Consider the following 25,744-nt stretch of genomic DNA (forward strand, 5'->3'; position numbering starts at 1 on the left):
CGGCGCGGGACTGGCCCGGGGGCCGACGCTGCACGAGCGGGACTGACCGGACAGAGCCGGCGGCGCAGGGCCGACGGCCGGACTGACCGGGCGGGGTCGACGGGCCGGTGGCGCCGTCGACCCCGGACGGGTCAGCTCAGCTGGCCGCCATCGCCGCCGCGCTCTTCTTCCGGCTGCGCAGGATCGTGTCGACCAGCCCGTAGGCCACCGCGTCGTCGGCCGTGAGGATCTTGTTCCGCTCGATGTCGCGGGAGACCTCCGCCTGGGGGCGGCCGGAGTACTGGGCCAGCATCTCCTCCATCTGGGTGCGCATCCGCATGATCTCCCGGGCCTGGATCTCCAGGTCGGTGCCCTGACCCTGGACGCCCTCGATGGCGGGCTGGTGGATCAGGATCCGCGAGTGCGGAAGCGCCATCCGCTTGCCCGGGGTGCCCGCCGCCAGCAGGATCGCGGCGGAGGACGCCGCCTGTCCCAGGCAGACGGTCTGCACGTCCGGGCGGACGTAGCGCATGGTGTCGTTGATCGCCGTCATGGCGGTGAACGAGCCGCCGGGCGAGTTGATGTACATGGTGATGTCCCGCTCGGGATCCGTCGCCTCCAACGTGATGAGCTGCGCCATCACGTCGTTGGCCGCGGCGTCGTCGACCGGTGTGCCGAGGAAGATGATCCGGTCCTCGAACATCTTGCTGTACGGGTTGGTCTCCTTCATGCCGTACGACGTCCGCTCGGCGAACGACGGCAGGACGTACCGCGCGTCCACGGACAGATTCGGCTTCCGGATCATGTTCGCCCTCTCTCCCTCGGAAATTGCTCCCCCGGCAAATTCACCCGTCGACCGGGCGACGCAGCGGAGATGATCCTCTGTCGACCCTATCCGCTTCCCGAGCGGAATGCCGCTCCCAAACAGGGGTGTTTACGCGAGCAGCAGAAGGCTCCACTGCGGACGGTCGGCGCTGCCGGCTGCGCCGCACCCACAACGGTTCGGGCGGCGACCGGGGGCGCCGGTGCGTCCGGGCGGGCAGGGCGGTCGATCCGGGCCCGGGGACGCCGGTCGCCGACGACGAGGGACAGCCGCATAATTCGTCCGTGCAGTTCGGCGCACTTCCCTGACATGGGAATTCCGTGAGAGCACGTCGGCGAGTTACTCCACGCCGATCGACGATGGTCAAATGCAGAGGCGGCACCCGACACACGGGCGCCTCTCGCCGACGGCCCCCGTCCGGCCCGAGCGGCGCACGCTGGCTGCCCCATCAGCCACGCAGAGCCGCGCCCGGCGGCGTGCGGCGGGCTTCGCCGCTCACCGACGCACCCGAGGGGCGATCCAGACGCCGATGCCGTCGCCGTGGCACTGGTTGACGCTGGTGGTGCTGACCCGGAGGGACACCTGTGTCGCGTCGCTGATGTCCACTCTGACCGCGCGGGTCTTCCCGAGGCCGACCGTGGCGGCGGAGACCGCCTTGCCGTCGACCAGCACGGTGAACCGGAGCGGCAGCGCCTTCGCGGAGTCGTCCGCGATCCCCACGGTCGCCTCGAGGACCGCGTACTGCCGGCTGACCACGAACGTTGCCGTGAAGTTGTCGTTCAGCCAGCACGGAGACGCCACGAGGACGGTCTCGCGCTGCTTGCCGGCCACGAGTCGCGGCTCCTGCTCCCAGCCGTCGAAGTCGTCCACCTCGGGCATCTCCGTCAACGAGCGCACCTCGGCGTCGCCGGCCTGTGAGGCGGGCGGACCACTCGTCCCGGGCGCCGGGGACGGGCTGAGCCCGGTGGTGGCCGCCGGTGTGGCGGGCTGGGGCTGCACGGCGGACGGGGTGCCCTGGACCAACGGCGCACCACCACCGCTGCCGGCGTCGCGGGTGAGCTCGAACGCGACCGGGATGGCCGCCGAGACCACCGTGGCCACCGCGGCGATGACCGCACCGACTATCGCGGGATGGAACCACCGACGCCGTCTCGGGATCGACACGGTCCGATTATGGCAACGCCCCGCACCACGGGCTGCCCTGGACGGCGCGCGGTGCGCGGTGGAGCGGGCGTGCTCGACGACGACGGCGGGGCGGGCGGGCGGGACGTGGACCGGCTCTGGACGCGCCCTCCGCCACGGTTACGTGACTTCCCGGACCCAACTCGCGCCACACCGCCGTACCGGCGCGAGACTAGGCCCACTCCCCTGCGAAAAGCGGCTCGACCGGGCGATCCCGGCGTCCGATCCGCAGGTCCCCGAAGATCGTGCTCCGCGCCGCCCGCTCGACCTCCGAGTCCAGGTCGATCCGTAGCTCCTCGGAGGCGTCGTGGGCCGCGCCGACGAGGACGAGTTCGGTCCCGGGATGGTCGAGGAAGTCCGGCGGGTCGAGCGGGGCGAAACGACGGCCGTGGAACTTCCCCTGTAGCTGAGCGGGCAGTTTGACCTTCTGGTCCCCGCGCAGTCCGACCCTGGGCGGGGAGGGTGCTTGCGGGTTCTTCACCGTGATGATGTAGCTCGCCTCCGGCTCGATGCTCAGCTCGTGCTGCGGCGCTCCGAGGCGCAGCGGGAGTTCGAGTTCGTACGCCAGATGGGTGTGGTCGTCGTGCCGGGCGATCACGTACGCCCCCTCCGCCACCGGCCGGGCCGGCGGCTGCTCCCGTCCGCCGCGGGTCTTCGTCCGGTACGCGCGCGCCTGGAGGGCCTCGTGTAACTGCTCGGGCCGGTCCACCACCTCGTCGACGAACGCCCAGAAGCGGTCGTGCTGGTCGATTCCGGGCAGGCGCTTGCGCCCGACCACGAGCAGCCGCAGGTGTCGTCCCCGCCACGGGTGCATCACGACCAGCAGCCGCTGCACCTCCTCCAGCGAGTCGACGTGCTCCTCCTCCACCCGTGGCCGGTAGAGGAAGTAGATGTCCCCGTCTTCAAGTACCTCCGCCATCCGTGCCGGGTACCCGCAACCACGGCCGGGCAACGCCGGCTCCGCACACAAGCCTCCGCACCGATCCTTCGTAGGAACAGGGGTGCGGAGACCAGACCATCAGGTAGGCGAGTACGGACCGGCAAGGCCACGCCGAGTCGCCAACCGCATCCAGAGCAGTGGTCCATCGGTTTGCGGCGGGTCGGCCAGGGTAGCCCCGGACAGCGGGTTGCCGCGACGAGGAGACGTTAATGCAACGCGGGTGGCCGGCGGTCCAGCTCAGCCTGATCACGGGAGGCCTCCTCCATGGTCCAGAGGTTGCGCCCAGGCATTTGGCGGATCTCCGAACATTCTCGCGTCTCCACCGCAGAGCTCTTCTTCGACGTGGTGTTCGTCTTCGCGTTCATTCAGGTCACCACGCTGATGACCGACGACAAGGGTGGGCTCGGTGTCGCGCACGGGCTGCTTGTCCTGGCCCTGCTCTGGTGGTTGTGGTCGCTCTTCGCCTGGCTGAGCAACCGGGTACGGGGAAACTTCGGCCTGGCCAGGCTCACCCTGCTGGCGACAACGCCGGTGTTGTTCGTGCTGGCGGCTGTCACGCTGGACGCGTTCAGGGATGTTCCCGGCGGCGTGGCAGCCCCTGTCGGGTTCGTCGGCTGCTACGCCACAGTCCGGCTTCTGTACCTGGGACTACGCTGGTACGCCACGCCGAGCCTGCGGGGCCACGAGATCGTGTCGCTCACCGTGCCGGCGCTCGCCGCCATCGGCCTACTGCTCAGCGCCGCGTTGCTGCCGCTGGGCAGGCTCGGCAGCACGGCAACGCTGGCCGGCCAGATAGCCCTGTGGGTACTGGCCATCAGCATCGACTACGGCGCCGGGATGGCGCTGCCCGTGCGTCGGCAGATCTTCTCTGCCCGGCACTGGGCCGAGCGACACAACCTGATCATCATCCTGGCCTTGGGCGAGGTGCTGGTGTCGATCGGTGTCACCGGCAGCTACCTGCACGCCACAGCGAGCTTCCTCATCGCCTCGGCGCTCGCCGCCGTCATCGCCTGCTCCCTCGAATGGATCTACTTCGACCTCTCCGCGCTCGTCGGAGAGCACGCACTGCGCACCGCCGACCCGCTCCGCCGGGTACGACTCGCCCGGGACGCCTACACCTACCTGCACCTACCCATGATCGCGGGGATCATCCTGCTCTCTCTCGGACTGAAACACACGCCCGGCCTCATCGAGAGCGCCAACTCATACAACCGCGGCGATCCGCTCGACCGGACCGGCCGGTACGCGATGTACGGCGGCGTCGCCCTGTTCCTGCTCGCCCACGCCGCGTTCCACGGGCGGCTAGGTCACGGCATCCTCATCGTCATCTGGCCCCGACTCGCCGCCGCCGCACTCCTGCTGGCCCTACTGCCGGTCACCGCCTGGCTGCCCGCTCTGCAGGCCCTGGCCTGCCTTGCCGGGGTCTGCCTGGTGACGGCTGTCACCGAGTTCCTAATCAGTCGCCGGCACCGGTGGCGACTGCGCCAGACGCTCTTCGAGGAGGCGGAAGGCGAACCCACAGCCAGAGGCAACAGCGACTCGGGCGGAGGGGCCATCCCGTAGGAGCTGACGTGGGCCGCCACCGGAACGCGTCGCTGACCATCAGCGGGAGCATCGAAGATGCCTGACAGACCTCGACGCAGCCTGGCTTGCGCCTCCATGATCTACGTCCACGTAGAGGTGACCCGGCAGTCCCAGCGGTCGACCACGGACAAGCTCGGTCATCTGTTCGATGATGCCTGACGTAGGGGTCACCAAAAGGAGTCAGGGCCGGTCTGAACGACCGGCCCTGAGGGTGTTACTGCTGGTGCGCCGCCAGGGACTCGAACCCCGAACCCGCGGGTTAAGAGGCATAGACCGAACGATGATCGTCGCCGCGCCACCTCGTCTGTCGTGACGGCCGAGTCCCGTCTGTGGCTGGTTCGACGCGCCTCGGTTGCTGTCGCCGTTGCTGTCACCACGACCTACGCATTACGAGATCAAGTTGCCCGCCGCGCCGACATGGGCACATGCGGTTCTAGCAGCGAAAATGCCTCTCGACATTTCACACCGCTCCCCGCCGTCCGTCGGCCTCTTGCGGACTGCCCGCCCGCCAATGGCACGCGGGGGGAGGTATCGGTGTGCCGTGAGCTCTTCGTGGTGGCCTTGCAGCCTGAGGCAAGGACATCGCCGCCCCTCCGGATCCAGTTTAATGGCGCAATGTTGATACGCCGAGCGCCGGCTGTCGCGACCTTCATCGCCGCGGCGGCCATTGTCATCGTCGCCGCGCAGGCGCCCGGCTGGCTCGCCGCACACCACGACGCGGCCCCCGCCGAGGTCGTCCCGAGCCGGGTGCGAGACCCGTGGCTGTGGCAGGCGACCGTCGGCCAGCACCCAGTCGGCCCGGCCTCGGTGCTCTTTTTCACCGCGCACACCCGCTATTTCGAGTCCACCGGGGTCGTGGTCGGCCGGGACGGCGGCTACCGGCTGCTGCCAATCGGCGTGGGCGAGGGGCATGGACTGCTCTCCCCTGACGGCCAGTGGTACCTGCGTCCCGGCACCGGAAGCCTTGTCGACCTGCGCACCGGCGACGAACGGCCTACGCACCAGCCGCGCCTGCACCCCCTGGCCTGGTCCCCGGACGGAAAACTGGTGCTCGCCACCCGCAACAACGACGACGCCGTGATCACGTACGGGCCGGACAATCAGCAGCTCAACGACCCACCGAAGCCGGACGATCTCCTCACCGTCGACCCATGGAGTGGCGTGGAACGGGTGTTGCCGGTCGGCACCTTCGCCAGCCACAGCGCGGCGACTTGGTCCCCCGACGGGTCACTGCTCGCCGTGGCGGGCCCGGCGGACCCGGCCGCTCAGATCGCTGAGCGGGAACGGCTGGTGGTGGCCGACCCCTCCGGGGGTGGGGTGCGCTGGCAAGTCGAGCTGGGCGAGCGGCGACGGCTGGCTGGCCGGAGCGCCTGGAGCCCCGACGGACGACGGATCGCTCTGCTGGCATACGACGGCTGCGCCACCCGCTGCGCCGACACTGCCGAGATGCTCCGGCGCTCCTGGCGGATCGAGTTCCTTGACGCGGCCACCGGCCGCCCAGTCGGCGACGCAATCCCGGTCTCCGGCTCGGCAGTAGAACTGGTCGCCTGGCGGAGCGGCGACCCGGTAGTGAAGCGGCAGTCGCCGGAGGCGGACCACGAGAAGCGGCACACCGCTCTCGCGGCGGTCTCCGCCCGCGGCGGAGATCAGGTGCTGCTGACCACTCCAAACGGTGTCAGCGACCTTGTGGTGCCTGGCGACCTGCTGGACCGGGCCGCGTTCGGCGGCCCGGAGCCGCGTCCGTCCCCATTCGCCGCGCCACCGTGGTTGTACGCCACGCTCGCGGTGCCGCTGCTGCTCGCCGTCCTGGCGCTAGTGCGTTGGCAGCGCCGACGCTCAGCCAGTAACGGTGGAGATCGGGGACTGACGCACCGTTCTTGAATTCATGAGCAGGCGCTATCTCTGCGATTAGGGGCGCCGGGCAGTATCCGGCGTACAGGTCGACTCGTCCGTCGCCCACCAGGTCAGCCACCGCCACATGGTGGCTGACCTGCTGTTTTTCTGAGTGCTGCCGGTCGTTTTTGGTCATCACTGGTCGACGTTTGACGGCCCAGACGGCCCAGACGCGGCCCAGCGGGCATACTGGCGCGGCGGCGTGGGAATACCTCCGTAGAGGACCGGCTGCTACCGGCGGCGCCGGCTGGACGATGAGTTCTCGACTCGCGTTCAAGTGCGTTGCTTGCGGCTATCTGATGAGCGGGAGCCCCGACAGGACCGACAGGTGCCCATGCGGGCGGCTCCACAAGGACGCCGACGCAGGCCGGTTCGGCTCGGCCCTCGGCGACGACGCCATTCGAGGTCTACAAGATCGCCGATTGCGGCCTCGCCGGAAATGACTCCTTGCCCCCCAGGCAACCAGCACCGCCACGTGACCTGCTGTTCCGTGGCGCTTGACCTGGGAACGCGGTCCGCCATCGTCCGTGCTCGTCCGCTGACGTCCGCACCGATCGTCACTCAGTTAGTCACCCGCCGGACTGAAGCCGACGGCGCTTTCTGGCACGTTTGCCGTAGCGTCGATGGCATGAAGCCGGTGGTGGTGTCCCTCGTGGCGTTCGCCGCGTTGCTGATCGCGGCGTTCATCTTCATTGGCTGGCGAGACCGGAAGCGGCACTCCTCGCCGGAGGACTCGGCTGCGGCCCGCGATGCCAGGTCTACGCAAGAGCGGTACGCGGCGGAGCGTCATGCCGTCCAAGGTGAGGTTTGGCGGCGCGGCCAAAACCCGCCTAGCGCCTGAGCGAGCCTCGCGTGAGCAGGAAGCCCCTACCTAGCCCCCCCCCGTCTGCCGCCGATCCGCCCTCCTGGGAAGCGGGCCGCCGCCCGGCCCGCCACGTCAAGCGGACCTTGACGCCGTACGGACGCTGCCGGAACAGCCTGAGTCGGCTCTCGTGTCACGGACCGTGCCCCCGGCGGACACCGCCACAGTGGCGCAGTTGACCCAACCTCGCCCGGCACGGACCCGGCTCCCGGGGTCGAAGCTGGCCACCGGCGGCCACCCCTCCCCCTCCCAGGTGAGCAGTTGACCTGACCCTGAGCGGCTGCGGAGCCGGCTCCGGGACGACCAGCATGCCCTCCGCGGCCACCGCCCCCATGCTCGGGGCTTGCCGCGCGGACCCGGCGCGCCCTTCCCCGCGTCGCGCTGCTCAGGCGCGGCGCGGCCGGCTGCCGGCGACGAACCTCCACCACTCTGCCCGCTATCCCGTCTGCGGCGGCCCCCGGGCTCCCCGCTCTTCGCGCCAGCCGCCGGGCATCAGGCGTGACGGCCGCAGAGCGACAGCGGCAGCGGCCGGCGCGCGCCCAGGCGGCGGCGCGTGCGGCCCATTCAGGGCCGCCTTGATAGACGTACAGAAAGTCCTCCCACGCCGGCCGGCAGTCGGCTGCCGGCAGCCGGGTGTCCGGTCTCGGGACCTGCGTGACGGATCGGTATCGGCACCTCGGTGACACTTGCCGGTGGCACGGTGGAGTCGAGAACGCTGAGTCATCCGCTGGCGCTCAGCCAACGCTGCCAGCTGACACGTGTGATCCGCCGCTCGCGGCTCTCGGCCGCGTGGAGGACGAACTGCGCCCGAAGCCGGACCAACGGGTCGTCCGCCGTAGTCAGCGCGGCGACCCTGTCGAGGAACGACGGGTCAAGGTGTCGGACCAGCCGGGCGTACATCCAGTCCTTGCACCGATAGGGTCGCCCCAACGCTGAGAGAATCAACTCAGCTATCTGAGGCCGAGCACCTTCCGGAAGACCGCCGCGCTCGAACCGCAGGAGAAGCCTCTCCTTGGTTGCCCATGGGGACCACATCCACGACTCAGGCGCTCCCCACTCGGTCGGATAGTCCGCCTCCCACCGCAGGTACAGCACCGCAAACGGTGCCCACAACGCCTCCGTAACGTCATCGCCGGGGGCCGAGTCCAGGAACGCACGAACAGGCCCATGGATCGTTCTCTTGTCATGCCATAACTCCACGGCCCGCAGCGCGTTCCATCCGCGCAGCCCCTCGCGCGCAGCCGCAACCGACGCCTGATGACGAGCAAGCGCCCGGCGTCGCACAACCTGGTCCGCGGCAACCAGGTCAAACATCCAGAAGTAGTACCCATGCAACTCCGCAGACACAACTCCAGCCTGCCAAGCACCGCACAGACCCTCACGGCAGGTCTAGCCGGACCTGTCACGCAGGTCCCGAGACTGTTCTGTCACGCAGGTCCTGAGACCGGACATCGCCGGCTGCCGGCCCACCAGAGGGACGCGGGGTTCGATGTTGCCGACTACGACGATGAGCGACATGATCTGCCGGTGAGCGTGGACATGTTCTGGCGGCGAGTAGACCCCGGGGTCGTACAGGGCCTTGAACCAGCAGAACTGCGGACGCTTGTTCCGTACTGGCACGACGACCGCTTCCAACAGGAGACCACGGCTCGGATCACTGTCGGTGCGGAAGACACCGGCGCGCTGATCGGTGAGCTGCTTCGCCTTGGCGCTGGAGATGGTCCCGATGCCTTTGGTGCCTGGCTCGCGGTCGATGGCGCCGACGGGTTGGGTGGGGACCACATGGTCGGCGTCCTCACGCCAGAAGAGGTCGCAAAGGCGACCGAGTTCCTCTCCCGCGCCGAACCGGCGGCCTTGATGCAGCAGTTGCGGCCCAAACTCGCCGTTGCAGCTCGTGAGATGGGCTACAAGCGCCCCTTCGACGACGAATGGGCTCAGACGGTCGTGGCGGATACGCAGGATCTGACAGAGTTGTTCCGGTTAGCCGGAGCAGCAGGTGAAGCCGTCATCGTGGCGATGGTGGCCTGATCAGTTGAACCCGCCCCGTCAACCATCATGCGAGACCAGGCATCGCCAGCAGCCGGCCGGCCTGGATTGTGCTGGCGGAGCCGACTCCGCGTCTCAGACGGTGACAGGCACGCCCTCTTCTAGGTAGGCGGAACCGGCCTGACTCCGGGCCTGCATGCTGGCTTGGAGCCGTCGAGCGAGTCGCGCCGCTCCCGGCGGGTTCTGACGATGCCGGCCGTTGTGGTCCAGGCGCTCAAGCGTCACCGGAACGTCCAGGAGCATGAGCGCGGTCTCGCCGATGAGGATTGGCACGAGACAGGGCTGGTCTTCACGACCGCCACCGGTCGCCATGTCGAACCGCGCAATCCGAACACTGCCTTCGGCCGGTTGATCGTCCGAGCCGATGTCCGGCCAATTCGCTTTCATGACCTGCGACACACCTGCGCGACTCTGCTGCTGGCCGCAGGCGTGTCGCCACGAGTTGTCATGGACGTTCTCGGCCACTCGCAGATCGCGGTGACGATGAACATCTACGGGCATGTGATGCCGGCCATGCAACAGGAGGCGGCGGGTCACATGGACGCGGCGCTCAGCGAGCCGCAGGCGGGTGATGACGGTGACGAGTGACACCGTTGCTGTCGACGTTGCTGTCACTCGCCCCGAAACGATATCTGGGCACCCACCCGTGAGGGTGGATGCCCAGATGATTGCTGGTGCGCCGCCAGGGACTCGAACCCCGAACCCGCGGATTAAGAGTCCGCTGCTCTGCCAGTTGAGCTAGCGGCGCTCGCTGGCAACGGGGAGAACATTAGCACGGCCTCCGAGCCGGGTTCCAATCCGATCCCCGGCTCCCCCCTTCGGTCGAGCTTAAGGGGCATCCAAGGGCAAAACCACCAGTCGTACGACGACAGGGGCCTGAGGAGGGGGGTCCATGCGGCACGATGTGCGCCAGGTACGCGAGAACAGAGGTGGGGATGGGCAGGTTCGCGCGGGCCGGGGCGATGGTGGGCGCCCTCGGTCTGGTGGCGTCGCTGGCACTGACGGCCTGCGGCGACGAGCAGAAGAAGGCGGAGTTCGTGGGCGGCACCACGCCGGCCACGGCGAGCGCGGCGGCCGATCCCGCCACTCCGGCGGCGCCGAGCGGTCCGCCGCTGGCGCTGAGCCCGGCCGACGGGGCGAAGAACAAGCCGGTCAGCTCCGAGATCAGCGCGGAGCTGCCCGACGGCGGCAAGGTGTCCGGCGTCACGCTGACCGCGGCCGACGGCAAGCAGGTCGAGGGGCGGCTGCGCGCCGACGGCTCGTCCTGGGTGCCGTCGAAGCCGCTGAAGTACGGCACCCGCTACACGGCCACGGTCACCGCCACCGGCGCCGACGGCGGGACCAGCCAGGGCACCAGCACCTTCACGACGATGGCGAAGCCCAAGTCCATGATCAGCTCGGGCCTGTACCTCTTCGACGACAAGACGTACGGCGTGGCGATGCCGGTGGTCGCCGAGTTCCACCCGGGCATCCCGAAGAAGGACCGGGCCGCCGTGCAGAAGCGCATGTTCGTGCAGACGGATCCGCCGCAGCCGGGCGCCTGGCACTGGGTCGACAACGGCACCCAGGCCTACTACCGCGCGCCGGAGTACTGGAAGCCCGGCACCACCCTCACCGTCCGGATCGCGCTGGCCGGCATCCCGCTGAGCAACGGCCGCTACGGCAACGTCGACCGCGCGGCCACCGCGAAGATCGGCCGGGCTTTCGAGATGAAGGTCGACAACGCGACCAAGAAGATGACGGTGTACGAGGACGGCCAGGTGGTCCGCACCCTGCCGGTGAGCCTCGGCAAGAAGAAGACGCCCTCCTCCAGCGGCACGATGGTGGTGATGGAGAAGAAGGAGTCCACCGTCTTCGACACCCGGGACGACCCCGATCCGGAGAACCGCTACGTCACGGAGATCGACTTCGCGCAGCGGCTCACCTGGGGCGGCGAGTACATCCACGCCGCGCCCTGGTCGGAGCACGTGCAGGGCCGGCAGAACGTCTCGCACGGCTGCGTCAACGTCTCGACGGCGAACGCGAAGTGGCTGTTCGAGAAGACGAAGGTCGGCGACCCGATCACCATCAAGGGCACCGAGCGCAAGCTGGCCGCCGGCAACGGCTGGACGGCGTGGAGCGTGAGCTGGTCCGAGTTCGTCAAGGGCAGCGCCCTGCCGGTGCCCGAGGGCGGTGCGGGGCCGGCGTTCTGACGCACCTCCACCCGACGATCCGGCGACCGGTCCGCACCCGCGGGCCGGTCGCCGCGTTCCGGGCCGGGTCGCACCCGACTCCGGCCGTTCGCCACGACCCCCGACCGCGACGTCGACCGAGTCGCCGCCCCGGCCGGCCGCCGCCTTGTCGCCCCGTCACCCGGGGAACACGAAACCCCGGAAACGCGAACCCACCTCGCAAAGCCCTTGATTTTATCAATATTCGGACAGCTTGCCCGACGTGTTTCGGTTCACCCTGAGGAACGGGTATCTGTCCGGATGCGTCAGTGAGGGACGATGGGCAACCGGGGACCACGACTGTGAGGGAATCATGCGAGCTGTCCAGGACCAGCTGATCCGGCGTGGGGACGACCGGCGGGGTGGGCGACGCCGTGGGATCGCGGCGGCGGTGCTCGCCGCGGCACTCGCCCTGACCTCCGCCTGCACCGACGGCGGCGGGGGCAAGCCGTCCGGCTGGCAGGACGGCGGCGGCCAGCCCGCCGCGCCGAAGGCCGCGGCCACGATCGTCGAGCCCAAGGCCGACGCGAAGGACGTGCCCGCCTCGACCGGCATCACCTTCACCACGAAGGACGCCCAGGAGACCAGCGTCGAGCTCAAGGACTCGGCCGGCGAGGCCGTCGAGGGCAAGCTCGCCGCGGACGGCACGAGCTGGCTGCCCGCCGGCGCGCTCAAGTACGGCGAGACGTACACCGCCACCGTGACCGCGACCGGCGACGACGGCCGGCCCGCCACGGCGACCAGCACCTTCACCACCATGGCGAAGCCCGGCAAGCAGGTCCGGATCACCAGCTTCCTCGGCGACGACCAAGTGGTCGGCGTCGGCATGCCCCTGATCGTCAAGTTCGGCCGGGCCATCCCGGAGGACTACCGCGACGACGTCCAGCGCCGGATGACGGTCACCTCCACGCCGGCCCAGGAGGGCATCTGGCACTGGGTCAGCCCGACGGAGATCCGCTACCGCCCGAAAAAGTTCTGGCAGGCCGGCAGTACCGTCTCCTACCGCGTCCAGGCCGGCGGCCTGCCGCTGGGCGGCGGCTGGTACGGCCGGGCGGACCTCACCGTCGACATCAAGATCGGCGCAGCGGTGATCATGACCGTGGACAACAAGACCAAGCGGATGACCGTCACGAAGAACGGGTCTGTGATCAAGACCATCCCGGTCAGCCTCGGCAAGAAGAGCACCCCCTCGTCGAGCGGCACCATGGTGGTGATCGAGAAGCTGCGCAAGACGGTCTTCGACACCTTCGACGAGCTGGGCCCCGAGGAGGGCTACCGCACGAAGATCGACTACGCCCAGCGGCTGACCTGGGGTGGCGAGTTCATCCACGCCGCGCCCTGGTCGGAGGGGCAGCAGGGCAGCGTGAACGTCTCGCACGGCTGCGTGAACGTCTCGATGGCCAACGGCGCCTGGCTGTTCGCCAACACAAGGATCGGCGACCCGATCACGGTCAAGGGCACCGAGCGCAAGCTGCAGAACGGCAACGGCTGGACCGACTGGAACATGAGCTGGGATGAGTACGTCAAGGGCAGCGCCCTGCCGTACGAGCCGGCCGGGGCCGACCCGGACGCCAGCGGCGAGCCCGCGCCCAGCCCGACCGCCTGAGCACCGGAAACGCCGAAGGCCCCCTCCGCGAGGAGGGGGCCTTCGGCAACCGGGTGACTGATGGGAATTGAACCCACGACAACCGGGACCACAACCCGGTGCTCTGCCAACTGAGCTACAGCCACCATGCCTTCCGCACCCGGTCGATCGCCCCGGGCGGGGTGCGGACCAATAATAGCCCCACCCCCGCCCGCCGCGTCCAGCGGGTTCTCCGCCCCGGATCAGAGTTGGGCGGCGATCGCCTTGGCGGTCTCCACGTCGGGGCCGGGCAGCGGCACGAAGACGGTCCGCCGGTAGTACTCCAGCTCCCGGATGCTCTCCCGGATGTCGGCCAGCGCCCGGTGCGCGAGCCCCTTCTGCGGCTGGCCGAAGTACACCCGCGGGTACCAGCGGCGGCACAGCTCCTTGATCGAGGAGACGTCGATCATCCGGTAGTGCAGGTGCGCGTCGAGGCGCGGCATGTCCCGGGCGATGAAGCCCCGGTCGGTGGCGATCGAGTTGCCGCACAGCGGCGCGCTGCGCGGGTCCTTGACGTGGCTGGCGACGTAGTCGAGGACCATGTCCTCCGCCTCGGCCAGGGTCACCGTCGAGCGCCGGACCTCCTCGGTCAGCCCCGACTTCCCGTGCATCGTGCGGACGATCTCCGGCATCGCCTCCAGCGCCGCCTCGTCGGCGTGGATCACCACGTCGACACCCTCCCCGAGCACGTTGAGGTCGGGATCGGTGACGAGCGCGGCGACCTCGATCAGCTTGTCCCTGCCGAGGTCCAACCCGGTCATCTCACAGTCGATCCAGACGAGAAGATCAGCCACCGGCCCAGACTACGCGCAGCCCCGCCGGCCGCGCGCCCGCGCACCGTGGGGCGACCCGACCGCTAGGGTTTCCCCGTGCCAGCCGAACCCGCCGCACCGCCCGCCGTCACCGACGACGACCCGGGCGGCCGTACGGTCCGTCGGCTCGCCGCCGTGCTGGCGCTGGCCGCCGTGCTGCCGGCGCTCTACCTGCCCGGGCTGGTACACGACTTCTTCGACCTGAAGATCTACATGCGGGCGATGGACTGGTGGGCGGCCGGCAACCCGCTCTACGACTACGTCCAGCCCGACCGGGTGCAGGGCGAGCTCTACTTCACCTACCCGCCGTTCAGCGCGCTGCTGCTGCGCCCGTTCGCGTTGCTGCCGCTGGGCGCCACCGTGACGATCTTCACTATCCTGACCGCGCTCGCGGTGGTGGTCACCACCCGCTGGCTGGCGGCGCCGGTGATCGCCCGGCACGGCCTGCCCCGTGTGTTCACCCTCACGGTGGCGGTCCTGCTCGTGCTGGCCGTGGAGAGCACCCGGGAGACGATCACCTTCGGTCAGATCAACATGCTGCTGGTCGTGCTGATCCTGGCCGACCTGCTCTTCGCCGTACCCCGGGCGGCTCGTTGGGCCGGCGTGGGTGTCGGGCTGGCGACGGCGCTCAAGCTCTTCCCGGGCATCTTCATCGTCTATCTGCTGGCCACCCGGCGGTGGCGGGCGGCGGCGGTGGCGAGCGCGACGGCCGCCGCCGCGACCCTGCTCGCCGCGGCGGTCGCGCCGCGTGACTCGTGGCGGTTCTGGACCCACGAGCTGTGGGCGACCGACCGGGTCGGCCGCACCGACTACACCGGCAACCAGTCGCTGTTCGGGCTGCTCAGCCGCATCACCGCCCCGGAGAAGCCGGACCGGATGCTCTGGCTGCTGCTGGTCGCGGTCATCGCCGGGTACGGGCTGTGGCGGGCGGCGCGGGCCGCCCGGGCCGGGGACCCGCTCACCGGGCTCGCCCTCACCGGGCTGGTCGGCGCGCTGGTCAGCCCCATCACCTGGACCCACCACATCTACTGGTTCATCCCCGCGGTGGTGGTGCTGGCGGACGCGGCGCTGAGCGCCGACCCCGGCACCGGCGAGGGCCTCCGCCGCCGGAACGGGCTGGCCGCGCTCGCCGTCGGCACGACCGCCCTGATCGTGTACGGCGTGGTGACCTTCTACGACTGGGGCGTCGCCCCGGTGCGCACCGACTCGCCGGCCGAGTTCCTGGTGCGCAACACGTACGTGCTGCTGAGCCTGCTGCTGCTGGTGGCGCTGCCGGTCGGGCGCCGGGCCGGGAAGTCGCACCAAATGGACAGTCTTCCCGAGTAGCCCCCTTCACCGCTAATCTGGTCACAACTACCTCAGGTGTCTCTCGGGTAGCACCGATCCCCCGGTGAAAGTGGCCCTCCGCGTCGGCAGCGCGGAGGGCCACTCGCCGTTCGGGCCGCCCGGGCGCGGTCAGCGCGCGGCGTCCGGGGAATCCGGGACCGCCGGGGTTGGCGGGGAGTCTGGGGCGGCCGGGGAATCCGCGGTCGTCGGGGAATCCGCGGTCGTCGGGGAGTCCGGGCGGGGCCGGCCCTCCGGCGGGGCCGGCGGGGCCGGCGCGGCCGTCGCCTCGGCAACGGCCGGCGGCCAGGCCAGGCTGAGGGTCACCTCGGGCGGGCAGACCGCCGGGTCGTCGCCGGCGAGGTCGGCGAGCGTCGCGGGGCGGCGCGCGGGCACCGGCCCGATGGCGGCCCGGGACGGCGCGGGGCCGGCGCCGACCGAGGCGAGCTGACGCCCGACGACCCGGGACCGGTCGCTGTCCCGGGTCGGCTGGGCGCCCAGCCCGCTGAGCGAGGTCACGCCGAGCCGCCCGGCCAGCACCGGCACCTGGTCCGGTTCGACCACGAAGACCACCTCGCGCGGGCGTACCGGGCGCAACAGGAGCAGCACGGCGAGCACCACCGCCAGCACCCCGCCGGCCAGCAGGCCCGCGGTCGCCGGGGCGGTCCAGCCGACCCGCAGCCCGGCGCGCAGCTCCAGGGTCAGGTCGGCACGCCCGTCGGGACGCAGCACCACCAGGCTCAGCCGCCGGTCGGCCAGCTCCTGCGGGGACCACTCCAGCGCGCCGATCCCCTCGCGTACCCAGGAGGGCTGACCGATCGGCGTGACGGCCGGCGCGGAGCCGGCGGCTGGTGTGGAGCCGGCGGACGGGGTGGCGGGCTCCAGCCGGACCGGCAGCGGGCCCCGCGCCAGGGCCACCCGGCGGACCTCGGCGTGCGGCACCGGGTCGAGCCAGCGCCGCACCTCGTCGGCGGGGGCCAGCCCGACGAAGGCCGGGCCGTCGGCCGTGCGGGCGTCCAGCCGGAGCCGGGCCTGCCCGACCCGGGCGAACGGCGCCTCCGCGCGCAGCAGCTCGTCGACGTCCCGGACGACCACCGCGTGCCCGGGGGTGTGCACGGTCTCGAACCGGGCGCTGAAGGCGCCTGCCGGGTCGGCGTGCCGGGTGAGCATCCCGAGCACCCCGCCGGCGAGCAGCGCCGGAATCCCGATGGTCAGCAGCAGCACTCCGCCGAGCGCCCGCACGAACCGCATTCGCCTCGTCCCCCTCCGTAGCCGGATACCCGGCCGACCTTACCGACGAGGACCGACTGATCAGCGGATATCCACGGCACCGGCCCGGAAAGCCGCCGGCCCGCCGGGTACGCCGACGGGCCGGTGGAGGGTGCGGGAGGGGCTCACGCCTTCGGCGCGGGCTCCCGCCGGCTCCGCGCGAAGGCGAGACCGCCGAGCAACAGGCCCCCCGCCCCGGCGACCAGGCCGGCGATGCCGAGCCCGGTGGCCAGGCCGACGCCCTCGGCGTCGTCATCGTCGTCGGCCTGCGCCGGGGCGGCGCCGCCGGTGGGGGCGGCCGACGGCGAGGCCGCGGTGAGGGTGAGCACCGGGGCCGGGCTCTCCGGCTCCTCCCCGCCGGGGGTCGGCGCCTCGATCCAGCGCTGAACGTTGCCGTCGGAGTAGGTCTGCAGCGTCTTGAAGACCATCGTGTCGACCTGCGGCAGCGGACCCATCGAGACCGGGAACTCCTGGAACTCGCCGGGCTTGACCCCCGCGTTTCCGGTCGCCGTCCAGGTGAGCTTGGCGACGACCTCGGTGAGCTGGCTGCCGTGCACCTCGACCGGCGGGTCGACCTTGCGCTTCTCCACCGCCACCGTCCAGCCGGGCACCGGCATGGTCGACACGGAGCCCACCGGCGCGTTCTCGGGCAGCACCACCTCCACCTTGGTCGTGGAGGCGGTGTCGCTCTCGTTCGGCACCCGGAAGGCGAACCGGCCGTAGCCGCCCTGGGTCGCCTCCTGCGGGTTGACCGAAACGTGGGCGGAGGCGGGCGCCGCGAAGCCGAGGACGGCGGTGGCGACGGCGCCGAGCGCCAGGGCGGCTGCGGCGGCTGCGGTACGCCGGTGACGGATCATCTGGGAGCCTTCCTGTTACCTGATCGGCACGGTGGCGGTCACCGTGGCCTGGTCGATGTCGGACGTGCGGACGGTCACGCGCAACTGCCACTCCCCCGCCGCCGGCAGGTTGATCTCGCCGGTGGCGTGGTTGTCGGTCAACGGCAGCAGCGGGACCTCGATCGGTTCGATCCCGGCCGACGGCAGGGCCGCCGTGGCGCGCCACTCCACCACCGGCTGTGGCCGGTTGTCCTTCGTGTACGCGTAGAAGTGCACGGTGTTGTTGCCCCGCTCGGCCGGGTCCAGCTCCACCTGCAGCGAGTAGATCGGGCTGGACAGCGTCGTGGAGAAGTAACCGGGGGAACCGCCGGTCACGTCGGAGCCGGCGGTGCGGGCCGGGGTGGTCTGCACCAGGACGGCGGTCAGGCCGAGCACCACGGCGGTGATCGCCAACTCCGCCCAGACCGCCCGCCGCATCGGCGCCGGCCGGCCGGCCGCCGTGCGCACCAACTGCCGGGAGTACGCGGCCACCGCGATGACCAGCGCGAACAGCCCGATCTTGCCGAGCAGCAGCCGCCCGTAGGTGGTGTCGACCAGCGCGGCCGGCGTGGCGACCTCGATCAGCGCCTGGACGGTGCCGGCGAGCAGCAGCGCCGAGACGGCCAGCGTCGCCCAGCGCGACCAGATCGGCAGGATCGCGCCCAGTTCCCGCTCGTCTGCCCGGCGCAGCAGGAAGGCGGCGAGCATCACCAGCCCGCCCAGCCAGACGGCCATGCTGCCCAGGTGGACCGCGTCGACGACGACGGAGACCGCCGGGGCGGGCGAGGCCGCCGGGTGCCCGGCCAGCGGCCAGGTCAGCAGGGCCGCCACCCCGAGGATGCCGAGGATCACCAGGTCGGCGCGGCCGACCGGCCCGGCCAGCAGCGGCCGGAGCAGGAACGCCGCCGCGGCCAGCAGGCCCAGCCGCACCAGGTGCGCCGCGCCGAAGGTGCTGCCCAGCACCGCGCTGAGCCCCTCGCCGGTCACGTCGAACACGCCCCCGCCGGCGGTGTAGGGCACCTGGAGCAGGAGGTTCGTCACGGTGCCGAGCACCACCAGGCCGAGCCCGGCCCAGGCCAGCCGCGCCGGGCCCTGCCGGGGCAGCCGCCGGGGCCACAGCGCGGCGAGGACCATCGCCGGGCCGACGAGCAGCAGCAGGCCGGCGTAGCCGACGTACTTGGCGACCTTGACCGCGTGGCCGACCACCGGGTCGGCCCGGCTGTCGTCCCCGGTGTCGACCGGGGGCGTGGAGGGCGCGCCGACGGAGTAGGTGAACGCGCCGGAGACCGGATGGCTGTCGGCGGAGATCACCCGGTAGCTGACCAGGTAGGTGCCGCGCCCTCCGGCCGAGTCGACCGGGATCGTGACCACGCTGCCGGAGAAGCTCGGCTCGCCCCGGTCGGCGCGGGAGCCGTCCGGCGCGATCACCCGGATCTTGCCCGGCACCTTGCGGACGGACTCGCTGAAGGTCAGCACCACCTCGGCCGGCCCGCTCGACACCACCGCCGAGGCGACCGGGCTGCTGCTCACCAGCACCGCGTGGGCGCTGGCGGGCCCGGCGGGGGCGATCAACAGGGCGACGACGGCGATCAGCAGGCCGACGGCGGCGGTCAGCCGGGCGAACCGGCGACGGTTGGCGACACTCATGCCGGTCATGCTCGCGGACCCGACCCGCCGGGCGCGAGTCCGACCGTGCGGAACAGCCCGAAGCCCACCGGCCCGCGCGACCCCCTGCTCGGGCGTGCCTGCCCGGGGCGGAGCGTGGTCAGCCATGCCGGGCCCGGAGTGACGTCGACACCGGGCTGCCGGACTCGCCGCCGACCCGGCCCAGCGCCCACAGCAGCCCCGCCTGCACCACGGCGGCCAGGTGGCCGACCTCGTGCACGAGGGCGGTGGTGGAGTTGGCGATGTCGACGGCGCTGGTGCCGGCCAGGCACACCGCCAGCACCAGCGCCACCGGCACGAACGCGCGGGCCCGCTCCGGCCGCCACGCGGCCAGCGCGAAGCCGACGGCCAGCGCCACGTCGAAGGAGGCCATCTCGCGGCTGGTGTGCGGGTCGACGGTCACGTCCAGCCCGGCCAGCAGCACCGGCAGCGCGATCGACAACTGGGCGACGGCGGCGACCGCGACGGCGACCCGCAGCACCTGACGGCGGGCCCGCCGGGTCGCCTCCGGCACTCGCCGGGCCGTGACCGGGTCGGCGGCGACCGCCGCGAGCACCGAGGCCGTCAGGTCGGGCACCGCCACCGCCCGCACCCGGGCCAGCCGGGTCACCTGCTCGGCCCGGGCCAGCCAGGCGCGGCAGCCGGGGCAACGCGCCGTGTGCGCGTCCAGCACCGCCGGCGCCGCCTGCGGGTCCTCGCCGTCCAGCCGCGCCGACAGCGCCGTGCGTACGTCGTCGCATGTCATGAGCGGGTAGTCGTGCGGCGAGCCGGAAAAGTTCCCGGCGTGGCGCAGGCCATGGAAGGGCCGAAGGACCCTGCCCCCTCCTGCCGTGCCGCGTAACCTGGGTTGTCGTGATCCCCGCCCCGCGCGACACCTCCGCCGTCGGTCCCACCGACGCCGCCGCCGCGCGCGAGTCGGCGACGGTGTGGGCGCTGGCCGCCCGCGACGGGGATCCCGTCGCCCAGGCCGCCTTCGTCCGGCTCACCCAGGCCGAGGTGTGGCGCTTCGCCGCCGCACTGGTCGACCCGGACAGCGCCGACGACCTGACGCAGGAGACCTACCTGCGGGCGTTCCGGGGGCTGCCGGCTTTCGAGGGGCGGTCCAGCGCGCGGACCTGGCTGCTCGGCATCGCCCGGCGGGCCTGCGCCGACCACCTGCGCACGGTCGTGCGCCGCCGGCGGCTCGACGAGCGGCTCACGGCCGACGCGGGGGCCGACCGGTCGCACCCCGACCCCGCCGGCCAGCTCGGCGCCGCCGACCTGGTCCGCCGGCTCTCCGCCGAGCGGCGCGGGGCGTTCGTGCTCACCCAGCTGCTCGGCCTGTCGTACGCCGAGGCCGCCGCCGTCGAGGGGGTGCCGGTGGGCACCATCCGCTCCCGGGTGGCCCGGGCCCGCAACGACCTCGTCGAGGCGGTCGGCGACGCCCTCGCCGGATGAGCGGGAACGTGGCCGGGAACTTCCGTGGCGGACGCGACGTCCAATGATCGTGACCGCCCCCCGTACTCCGGCCGCCCGCTGGCCGGCCGTCCGCCCCTGGCTCGGCGTGGCCGCCCGGCTGGGCCTGGCCGCCGTCTGGCTGATCGCCGGCGGCAGCAAGGTCGGTGACCTGGCCGCCTCCGGTCGCGCCGTCAACGCGTACCAGGTCATGCCGTACGACGTCGCCACGGTGATCGGCGCGGCGCTGCCCTTCGTGGAGCTGGCGCTGGGCGTGCTACTGCTCCTCGGGCTGGCCACCCGGCTGAGCGCCGCGGTCTCCGCGGCGCTGCTGGTGGTCTTCGTCGCCGGCATCGCCTCGGCCTGGAGCCGGGGCCTGGCGATCGACTGCGGCTGCTTCGGCAGCGGCGGCCAGCTCGCCGAGGGGCAGGCGCCGAGCTACCTCCCGGAGATCCTCCGGGACCTGGGATTCCTGGCACTGGCCGGATTCCTGCTGATCTGGCCCCGCACGCCCGTCTCCGTGGACGGCTGGCTGACGGGGGACGTACCCGTGGAGGACGAGAATGAGTAGTCGCAAGGGGCAGAAGGGCGCCGCGCGGGTGGTCCGCGAACAGCTCGCCCGGGAGCAGCGGCGCAAGCGGACGCTCTGGGTCTCCGTGGCCGCCGTCGCCGTCCTGGTGATCGCCGGCCTCATCGGCTGGAGCATCTACTCCAGCCAGCGCTCCGCCGACTTCACCCCGCCGACCGGCTCGAACGAGGCCGGCACCGGCGTCGTCGCCGGCTCGGGCCCGGTCACCGTGGACATCTACGAGGACTTCCTCTGCCCGGCCTGCAAGCAGTTCGAGCAGGTCAGCGGCCCGACGATCGACCAGCTCATCAGCGAGGGCAAGGTACGGGTCGTCTACCACCCGGTGGCCTACCTCAACCGCTTCTCCACCACCCAGTACTCGACCCGGTCCTCGGCGGCCTCCGGCTGTGCGGCCGAGAGCGGCCGGTACCGCGAGTACGCCAAGGCGCTGTTCGACCGGCAGCCGCCGGAGGGCGGCGCCGGGCTCAGCGACGACGAGCTGGTGGACATCGCGGCGGGCGCCGGCCTCGACCGGGACGGGTTCGCCTCCTGCCTGCGGGAGGGCACCTTCAAGCCGTGGACGGAGCACGTGACCGACGAGGCCAGCAAGGCCGGCATCACCGGCACCCCGACCATCGTGGTCGACGGCCAGGAGGTCGCCGACCGCAGCCCGGAGGGGATCAAGGCGGCGGTGGAGGCGGCCGGCAAGTGATCCGTGACCTGCTGGCCCGCGCCGGCCTGGTGCTCGCCGCCGCGCTGGCCGCGACGCTCGCGCTCGCCGGGCCGGCGGCCGCGCACGGGGCGGACGCCCCCGACGGCACCGACTACCGCACCGAGGTGACGGCGGTCACCCCGGCCCGGGCGGGGCTGAGCGTACGGGTGGTGGAGGCGGGCGCCCGGCTGGAGCTGACCAACACCGGCGACCACGCCGTCGAGGTGGTCGGCTACTCCGGCGAGCCGTACCTGCGGGTGGGTCCCGACGGGGTGTACGAGAACGTCCGTTCCCCCGCGACGTACCTGAACCGGACCATCGCCGGGGACACCCGGCTGCCGGCCGAGGCGGACCCGGCCGCGCCGCCGGACTGGCGGCGGGTCGACGACTCGTCCACGGTGCGCTGGCACGACCAGCGGGCGCTCTGGCGCGAGTCGGCGCCGCCGTCGCAGGTGCGGGCCGCCCCCGACCGGGAGCACCGGGTGCGGGACTGGGTGGTGCCGCTGCGCGCCGGCGCCGAGCCGATGGAGATCCGCGGCACCCTGGACTGGGTGCCGCCGCCGGACGCGTACGCCTGGTGGGTGGTCGCCACGGTCGGGCTGCTCGCGGTGGGCGCGCTGGGGCTGCTGCCGGCCGGCTCGGCGCCGGGCGCGCGGGCGCTGGCCGGGCTCGGCGGGCTGCTGGTACTCGGCGGGGTGGCCGCGGTGGCGTTCACCGTGGGCCGGGAGCTCGACGCCGGGGCGCGGGGCGTCGGCGGCCTGCTGGCCGGCCTGCTCGGGGGGCAGGTGTGGGCGCTGCTGACCGGGCTCGGCGCGATCGCCGCCGGGGTGTACGCGCTGGCCCGACGGCCGGCCGCCGACTTCGCGCTGGCGCTGGCCGGCGCCTGCCTGGCGCTCTTCGCCGGGGTGGCGAACGCCGCGGTCTTCGCCCGCGCCGTCGCCCCCGTCCCGTGGCCGGCGACGGCGGCCCGGATCCTGGTCGCCGTCGTCCTGGTCACCGGCGTCGGCGCCGCGGCGGCCGGTGCCCTCCGCCTCCACGCCGCCTCCCGCCGCCACTCCCCCTCTCCCACCCCCGCCCCCACGGCGTCCCGCCCCTGACGACGCCGGGGCGGGGTGGGGTCAGTGGGGGGTGCGGGTTGTCGGGGTGAAGCCGGCCGGAAGCTCCAGGCGGTGACGGGACAGGAGGTCCTGGTCGGCCAGGAGGTCCGGCGTCGCACCGTCGGCGACGATCCGACCGGCGTCCAGGATCACCGAGCGGTCGCAGAGTTCCAGGGCGTACGGCAGGTCGTGGGTCACCATGAGCAGCGTCACCGGCAGCCCGCGCAGGATCTCGGCCAGCTCGCGGCGGGCCGCCGGGTCGAGGTTCGACGACGGCTCGTCGAGGACCAGGATCTCCGGGTGCATGGCGAGCACGGTGGCCACCGCCACCCGGCGCCGCTGCCCGAAGGAGAGGTGGTGCGGCGCGCGGTCCCGGTGCTCGCCCATCCCGACCGCGGCGAGCGCCTCGTCCACCCGGGCGGCCAGTTCCGCCCCGCGCAACCCCAGGTTGGCCGGCCCGAACGCCACGTCCTCGGCGACCGTGGGCAGGAAGAGCTGGTCGTCCGGGTCCTGGAAGACGATGCCCACCCGGCGGCGCACCTCGGCCAGCGTGGCCCGGTCCTGGCTGACGGTCAGGCCACCGACGCTCACGCTCCCCTCGGTCGGGGTGAGGATGCCGTTGAGGTGCAGCACCAGGGTGGTCTTCCCGGCGCCGTTCGGGCCGAGCAGCGCCACCCGGTCGCCGCGCGGCACGGTCAGGTCCACCCCGTGCAGGGCGACGTGCCCGTCCGGGTACGCGTACCGGACGCCACGGACGTCCAGGGAGGCAGCGGTCTGCACGTCCCCGATCATGTCAGCACGACGGCGGTGGCGGCGATGGTGGCCGCCAGGACCGGCACGGTGGCCGCGACCAGCCACTGCCCGGTTGTCGCCGCGCCCGCGCCCTGCCACACCGCCGGCATCCGGCCGGCGTAGCCGCGCGACAGCATCGCCAGGTAGACCCGCTCGCCGCGTTCGAACGCGCGCAGGAAGAGCGCGCCGATGCCGGCGGCGAAGCCGCGCAGCTGCCACAGGAAGCGCGGGTCGTCGCCGCGGGAGATCCGGGCCACCCGCATCCGGCGGGCCTCGCCGACCAGCACGTCGAGGTAGCGCAGCATGAACGTGGCGATCTGGGTGAGGATCTGCGGGCAGCGCAGCCGGTCCAGGCCGACGATCAGGTCACGGGTCGTCGTGGTCGCGGCCAGCAGGAGCGACGCGAGCACCCCGAGAGTGCCCTTCGCCACGATGTTCCAGGCCCCGAGCAGCCCGTCGGACGACAGGCTGAGGCCGAGCACGTCGACGCGCTCGCCGGCGCCGAGGAACGGCAGGGCGACGGCGAAGAGCACGAACGGCAGCTCGATCAGCGACCGGCCGAGCAGCCAGCCCGGGCCGACCCGGGCCAGCGCGGCGACCGCCGCGACCAGCAGGGCGTACCCGCCGAAGGCCCAGAACGCCTCGCGCGGGGTGGCCACCACGGCGAGGGTGAAGACCACCATCGCCGCGATCTTGGCCTCGGGCGGGAGCCGGTGCACCGGCGAGGTGCCCTCCCGGTACAGCACGTGCGCGTGTCCGGCGCCCATCCCCGGCTAGCCCCGGCCCGTCGCGCCGGTGGTGGCGCGCTCACGGTCGGCCGCCTCGCCGTCTCGCGGGCCGCGGCGGCGGACCAGCCAGAAGGCCCCGCCGGCCACAGCGAAGGTGAGCAGCACGCCGAGGACGCCGGACAGGCCGGTGGAGAGGAAGTCGTTGTCGATCCCCGCGATGCCGTAGTCGGCGAGCGGGCCGCCGATCTCGTGCTCCTTCTCCTGCTGCGCCGGGCAACTGCCGCCGGTGATGTTGTCGTCGGCGTCGAACGTGCAGCCCTCGCGCAGCGACGAGTCCAGCCCGTCGGGGTGCGCCGAGGCGAAGTTGCTCACCACCCCGGCGAGCAGCAGGGCCACCAGCAGCCCGCCGACGACGAACCCCCAGGAACGCTTCCTCACCGGACACCTCCGACGGCCGGGACGGTGGGCGCGGACGCGGGCCGCAGCCCGCGCAGCGCGTAGACGAGATCGGGCCGGACCTTGGCGACGGTGACCACCGTGGTCGCGGTGATCAGGCCCTCGCCGATGCCGATGAGGAGGTGGGCGCCGGCCATCGTGCCGGCCAGGCCGCCCAGGTTGCCGCCCAGGTCGGTGGTGCCGCCGAGCCAGTATTGGAACACGAAGCCCATCGACGCGACCACCACGCTGACCAGGGCGGAGACGAAGGCGGTCACACCGAGGCCGGTCGGGGTGCGGGGCAGCACCCGCAGCAGCAGCGCGATCAGCAGGTACGCGGCGGCGGTGCCGAACACCGCCATGTTGGTGATGTTGAGCCCGAGCATCGCGACGCCCCCGTCACCGAAGACGAGCGCCTGCACGACGAGCACCACGGCCACGCAGAGCGCGCCGACCCACGGGCCGACCAGCATCGCGGCGAGCGCGCCGCCGAGCAGGTGGCCGCTGACGCCGGCGGTGAAGATCGGGAAGTTGAGCATCTGCACGGCGAAGATGAAGGCCGCGACGAGACCCGCCATCGGCGCCAGCCGGTCGTCCAGGTCGCGCCGGCCGCGCAGGACGCCGAGGGTCATCGCGGCCACCGCGACGGCCGCGAAGACCGCGGCGACGGGACCGTCGATGATCCCGTTCGAGATGTGCATCGCCAGCGTTTCCACACGACCTCCCACGCATCGGCGGTCCGTCCGCGCCCCGCGGGGTCAGCGTATTTCCCGTGCATCGCTGTTGCCAATATCTGGCAACAGCGCATGGCATCGATCACCGTCCGCCGCACGGACGCGGGCCGGAAGTACCGGACGCCGGGCCCGGTGCCGGCGCGTCGCCCGGGGCCGG

25 protein-coding genes and 2 tRNA genes are annotated in these 25,744 nt (G+C 72.2%); 12 read left to right on the forward strand and 15 right to left on the reverse strand.

Features of this window, described 5'->3' with window-relative positions:
* Positions 1–136: 136 nt before the first annotated feature.
* From ABT006_RS04200 to ABT006_RS04210, 3 genes are all read right to left on the reverse strand, one after another.
* Complete coding sequence (locus ABT006_RS04200) at positions 137–784, reverse strand: ATP-dependent Clp protease proteolytic subunit (protein WP_350702782.1); 648 nt, start codon at positions 782–784, stop codon at positions 137–139.
* Positions 785–1,297: 513 nt separating this feature from the next.
* Positions 1,298–1,966 carry an NPCBM/NEW2 domain-containing protein gene (locus ABT006_RS04205; protein ID WP_350702784.1) on the reverse strand — a complete coding sequence of 223 codons (669 nt, stop codon included), beginning with the start codon at positions 1,964–1,966 and terminating at the stop codon, positions 1,298–1,300.
* 190 nt (positions 1,967–2,156) lie between these two features.
* Positions 2,157–2,903 (reverse strand): hypothetical protein, encoded by a 747-nt coding sequence (locus ABT006_RS04210; RefSeq protein ID WP_350702786.1) that lies wholly within the window; start codon positions 2,901–2,903, stop codon positions 2,157–2,159.
* Positions 2,904–3,200: 297 nt separating this feature from the next.
* Between ABT006_RS04210 and ABT006_RS04215 the strand changes: the two genes are divergently transcribed.
* The 3 genes from ABT006_RS04215 to ABT006_RS04225 all read left to right on the forward strand — a co-directional run bounded on the left by ABT006_RS04215 (position 3,201) and on the right by ABT006_RS04225 (position 7,242).
* On the forward strand, positions 3,201–4,487 hold the full coding sequence (locus ABT006_RS04215) for a low temperature requirement protein A (protein WP_350702787.1): 1,287 nt from the start codon (positions 3,201–3,203) through the stop codon (positions 4,485–4,487).
* A gap of 555 nt (positions 4,488–5,042) precedes the next feature.
* Positions 5,043–6,389 (forward strand): TolB family protein, encoded by a 1,347-nt coding sequence (locus ABT006_RS04220; protein ID WP_350702789.1) that lies wholly within the window; start codon positions 5,043–5,045, stop codon positions 6,387–6,389.
* Positions 6,390–7,029: 640 nt separating this feature from the next.
* Positions 7,030–7,242: a hypothetical protein gene (locus ABT006_RS04225; protein WP_350702791.1), complete on the forward strand. Its 213-nt coding sequence runs from the start codon at positions 7,030–7,032 to the stop codon at positions 7,240–7,242.
* A gap of 741 nt (positions 7,243–7,983) precedes the next feature.
* Here the strand turns inward: ABT006_RS04225 and ABT006_RS04230 are convergent.
* The gene (locus ABT006_RS04230; RefSeq protein WP_350702793.1) at positions 7,984–8,577 is read right to left on the reverse strand and encodes a hypothetical protein; all 594 of its coding nucleotides are present in this window, start codon (positions 8,575–8,577) and stop codon (positions 7,984–7,986) included.
* 213 nt (positions 8,578–8,790) lie between these two features.
* Here ABT006_RS04230 and ABT006_RS04235 point away from each other — a divergent pair, with 213 nt between their 5' ends.
* Together ABT006_RS04235 and ABT006_RS04240 are read left to right on the forward strand one after the other, a co-directional pair.
* Complete coding sequence (locus ABT006_RS04235; RefSeq protein WP_350702794.1) at positions 8,791–9,291, forward strand: DUF1877 family protein; 501 nt, start codon at positions 8,791–8,793, stop codon at positions 9,289–9,291.
* Between the two features lie 207 nt (positions 9,292–9,498).
* On the forward strand, positions 9,499–9,897 hold the full coding sequence (locus ABT006_RS04240) for a tyrosine-type recombinase/integrase (RefSeq protein ID WP_350702796.1): 399 nt from the start codon (positions 9,499–9,501) through the stop codon (positions 9,895–9,897).
* An 84-nt stretch (positions 9,898–9,981) separates the two neighbouring features.
* Here ABT006_RS04240 and ABT006_RS04245 read toward each other — a convergent pair.
* A tRNA-Lys gene (locus ABT006_RS04245) sits at positions 9,982–10,057 on the reverse strand.
* 187 nt (positions 10,058–10,244) lie between these two features.
* Here ABT006_RS04245 and ABT006_RS04250 point away from each other — a divergent pair.
* Both ABT006_RS04250 and ABT006_RS04255 read left to right on the forward strand, forming a co-directional pair.
* A complete protein-coding gene (locus ABT006_RS04250; RefSeq protein ID WP_350702798.1) occupies positions 10,245–11,501 on the forward strand; it encodes a L,D-transpeptidase in 1,257 nt (418 codons plus the stop codon).
* 331 nt (positions 11,502–11,832) lie between these two features.
* Complete coding sequence (locus ABT006_RS04255; protein ID WP_350702800.1) at positions 11,833–13,125, forward strand: L,D-transpeptidase; 1,293 nt, start codon at positions 11,833–11,835, stop codon at positions 13,123–13,125.
* A 52-nt stretch (positions 13,126–13,177) separates the two neighbouring features.
* On the opposite strand, the gene ABT006_RS04260 is transcribed toward ABT006_RS04255, so the two are convergent.
* Positions 13,178–13,250 (reverse strand) — tRNA-His (locus tag ABT006_RS04260).
* A 96-nt stretch (positions 13,251–13,346) separates the two neighbouring features.
* Positions 13,347–13,937 (reverse strand): oligoribonuclease, encoded by a 591-nt coding sequence (gene orn / locus ABT006_RS04265; protein ID WP_350702801.1) that lies wholly within the window; start codon positions 13,935–13,937, stop codon positions 13,347–13,349.
* Positions 13,938–14,012: 75 nt separating this feature from the next.
* On the opposite strand from orn, the gene ABT006_RS04270 reads away from it, so the two are divergent.
* Positions 14,013–15,281, forward strand: a complete 1,269-nt coding sequence (locus tag ABT006_RS04270) for a glycosyltransferase 87 family protein (protein WP_350702803.1) — start codon at positions 14,013–14,015, stop codon at positions 15,279–15,281.
* Between the two features lie 129 nt (positions 15,282–15,410).
* Here the strand turns inward: ABT006_RS04270 and ABT006_RS35065 are convergent, their stop codons facing one another.
* The 4 genes from ABT006_RS35065 to ABT006_RS04290 form a co-directional block, all read right to left on the reverse strand.
* Positions 15,411–16,529, reverse strand: coding sequence for a hypothetical protein (locus ABT006_RS35065; protein WP_502890847.1), 1,119 nt, complete (start codon positions 16,527–16,529; stop codon positions 15,411–15,413).
* A gap of 143 nt (positions 16,530–16,672) precedes the next feature.
* On the reverse strand, positions 16,673–17,404 hold the full coding sequence (locus tag ABT006_RS04280; protein ID WP_350702805.1) for a YcnI family copper-binding membrane protein: 732 nt from the start codon (positions 17,402–17,404) through the stop codon (positions 16,673–16,675).
* Positions 17,405–17,419: 15 nt separating this feature from the next.
* The gene (locus ABT006_RS04285) at positions 17,420–19,078 is read right to left on the reverse strand and encodes a copper resistance CopC/CopD family protein (protein ID WP_350702807.1); all 1,659 of its coding nucleotides are present in this window, start codon (positions 19,076–19,078) and stop codon (positions 17,420–17,422) included.
* Between the two features lie 109 nt (positions 19,079–19,187).
* Positions 19,188–19,832, reverse strand: a complete 645-nt coding sequence (locus tag ABT006_RS04290; RefSeq protein ID WP_350702809.1) for a zf-HC2 domain-containing protein — start codon at positions 19,830–19,832, stop codon at positions 19,188–19,190.
* 107 nt (positions 19,833–19,939) lie between these two features.
* Between ABT006_RS04290 and ABT006_RS04295 the strand changes: the two genes are divergently transcribed.
* From ABT006_RS04295 to ABT006_RS04310, 4 genes are read left to right on the forward strand one after another with little or no spacing between them, the layout of a single operon-like run.
* A complete protein-coding gene (locus tag ABT006_RS04295; protein ID WP_350702811.1) occupies positions 19,940–20,524 on the forward strand; it encodes a sigma-70 family RNA polymerase sigma factor in 585 nt (194 codons plus the stop codon).
* 43 nt (positions 20,525–20,567) lie between these two features.
* Positions 20,568–21,092 (forward strand): MauE/DoxX family redox-associated membrane protein, encoded by a 525-nt coding sequence (locus tag ABT006_RS04300; protein ID WP_466024022.1) that lies wholly within the window; start codon positions 20,568–20,570, stop codon positions 21,090–21,092.
* Positions 21,085–21,801: a DsbA family protein gene (locus tag ABT006_RS04305; RefSeq protein WP_350702815.1), complete on the forward strand. Its 717-nt coding sequence runs from the start codon at positions 21,085–21,087 to the stop codon at positions 21,799–21,801. The genes ABT006_RS04300 and ABT006_RS04305 overlap by 8 nt, the downstream gene beginning before the upstream one ends.
* Positions 21,798–22,898 (forward strand): hypothetical protein, encoded by a 1,101-nt coding sequence (locus tag ABT006_RS04310; protein WP_350702816.1) that lies wholly within the window; start codon positions 21,798–21,800, stop codon positions 22,896–22,898. The genes ABT006_RS04305 and ABT006_RS04310 overlap by 4 nt, the downstream gene beginning before the upstream one ends.
* Positions 22,899–22,919: 21 nt before the next feature.
* Here the strand turns inward: ABT006_RS04310 and ABT006_RS04315 are convergent, their stop codons facing one another.
* From ABT006_RS04315 to ABT006_RS04330, 4 genes are read right to left on the reverse strand one after another with little or no spacing between them, the layout of a single operon-like run.
* Positions 22,920–23,690 (reverse strand): energy-coupling factor ABC transporter ATP-binding protein, encoded by a 771-nt coding sequence (locus tag ABT006_RS04315; RefSeq protein ID WP_350702818.1) that lies wholly within the window; start codon positions 23,688–23,690, stop codon positions 22,920–22,922.
* On the reverse strand, positions 23,687–24,457 hold the full coding sequence (gene cbiQ / locus ABT006_RS04320; RefSeq protein ID WP_350702820.1) for a cobalt ECF transporter T component CbiQ: 771 nt from the start codon (positions 24,455–24,457) through the stop codon (positions 23,687–23,689). The genes ABT006_RS04315 and cbiQ overlap by 4 nt, the downstream gene beginning before the upstream one ends.
* A 6-nt stretch (positions 24,458–24,463) precedes the next feature.
* The gene (locus tag ABT006_RS04325; RefSeq protein WP_350702822.1) at positions 24,464–24,856 is read right to left on the reverse strand and encodes a PDGLE domain-containing protein; all 393 of its coding nucleotides are present in this window, start codon (positions 24,854–24,856) and stop codon (positions 24,464–24,466) included.
* On the reverse strand, positions 24,853–25,569 hold the full coding sequence (locus ABT006_RS04330) for an energy-coupling factor ABC transporter permease (RefSeq protein ID WP_350702824.1): 717 nt from the start codon (positions 25,567–25,569) through the stop codon (positions 24,853–24,855). Before ABT006_RS04330 ends, ABT006_RS04325 begins: the two co-directional genes overlap by 4 nt.
* Between the last annotated feature and the right edge of the window lie 175 nt (positions 25,570–25,744).

Source organism: Micromonospora sp. NPDC002717 (assembly GCF_040295705.1).
Lineage (GTDB): Bacteria > Actinomycetota > Actinomycetes > Mycobacteriales > Micromonosporaceae > Micromonospora.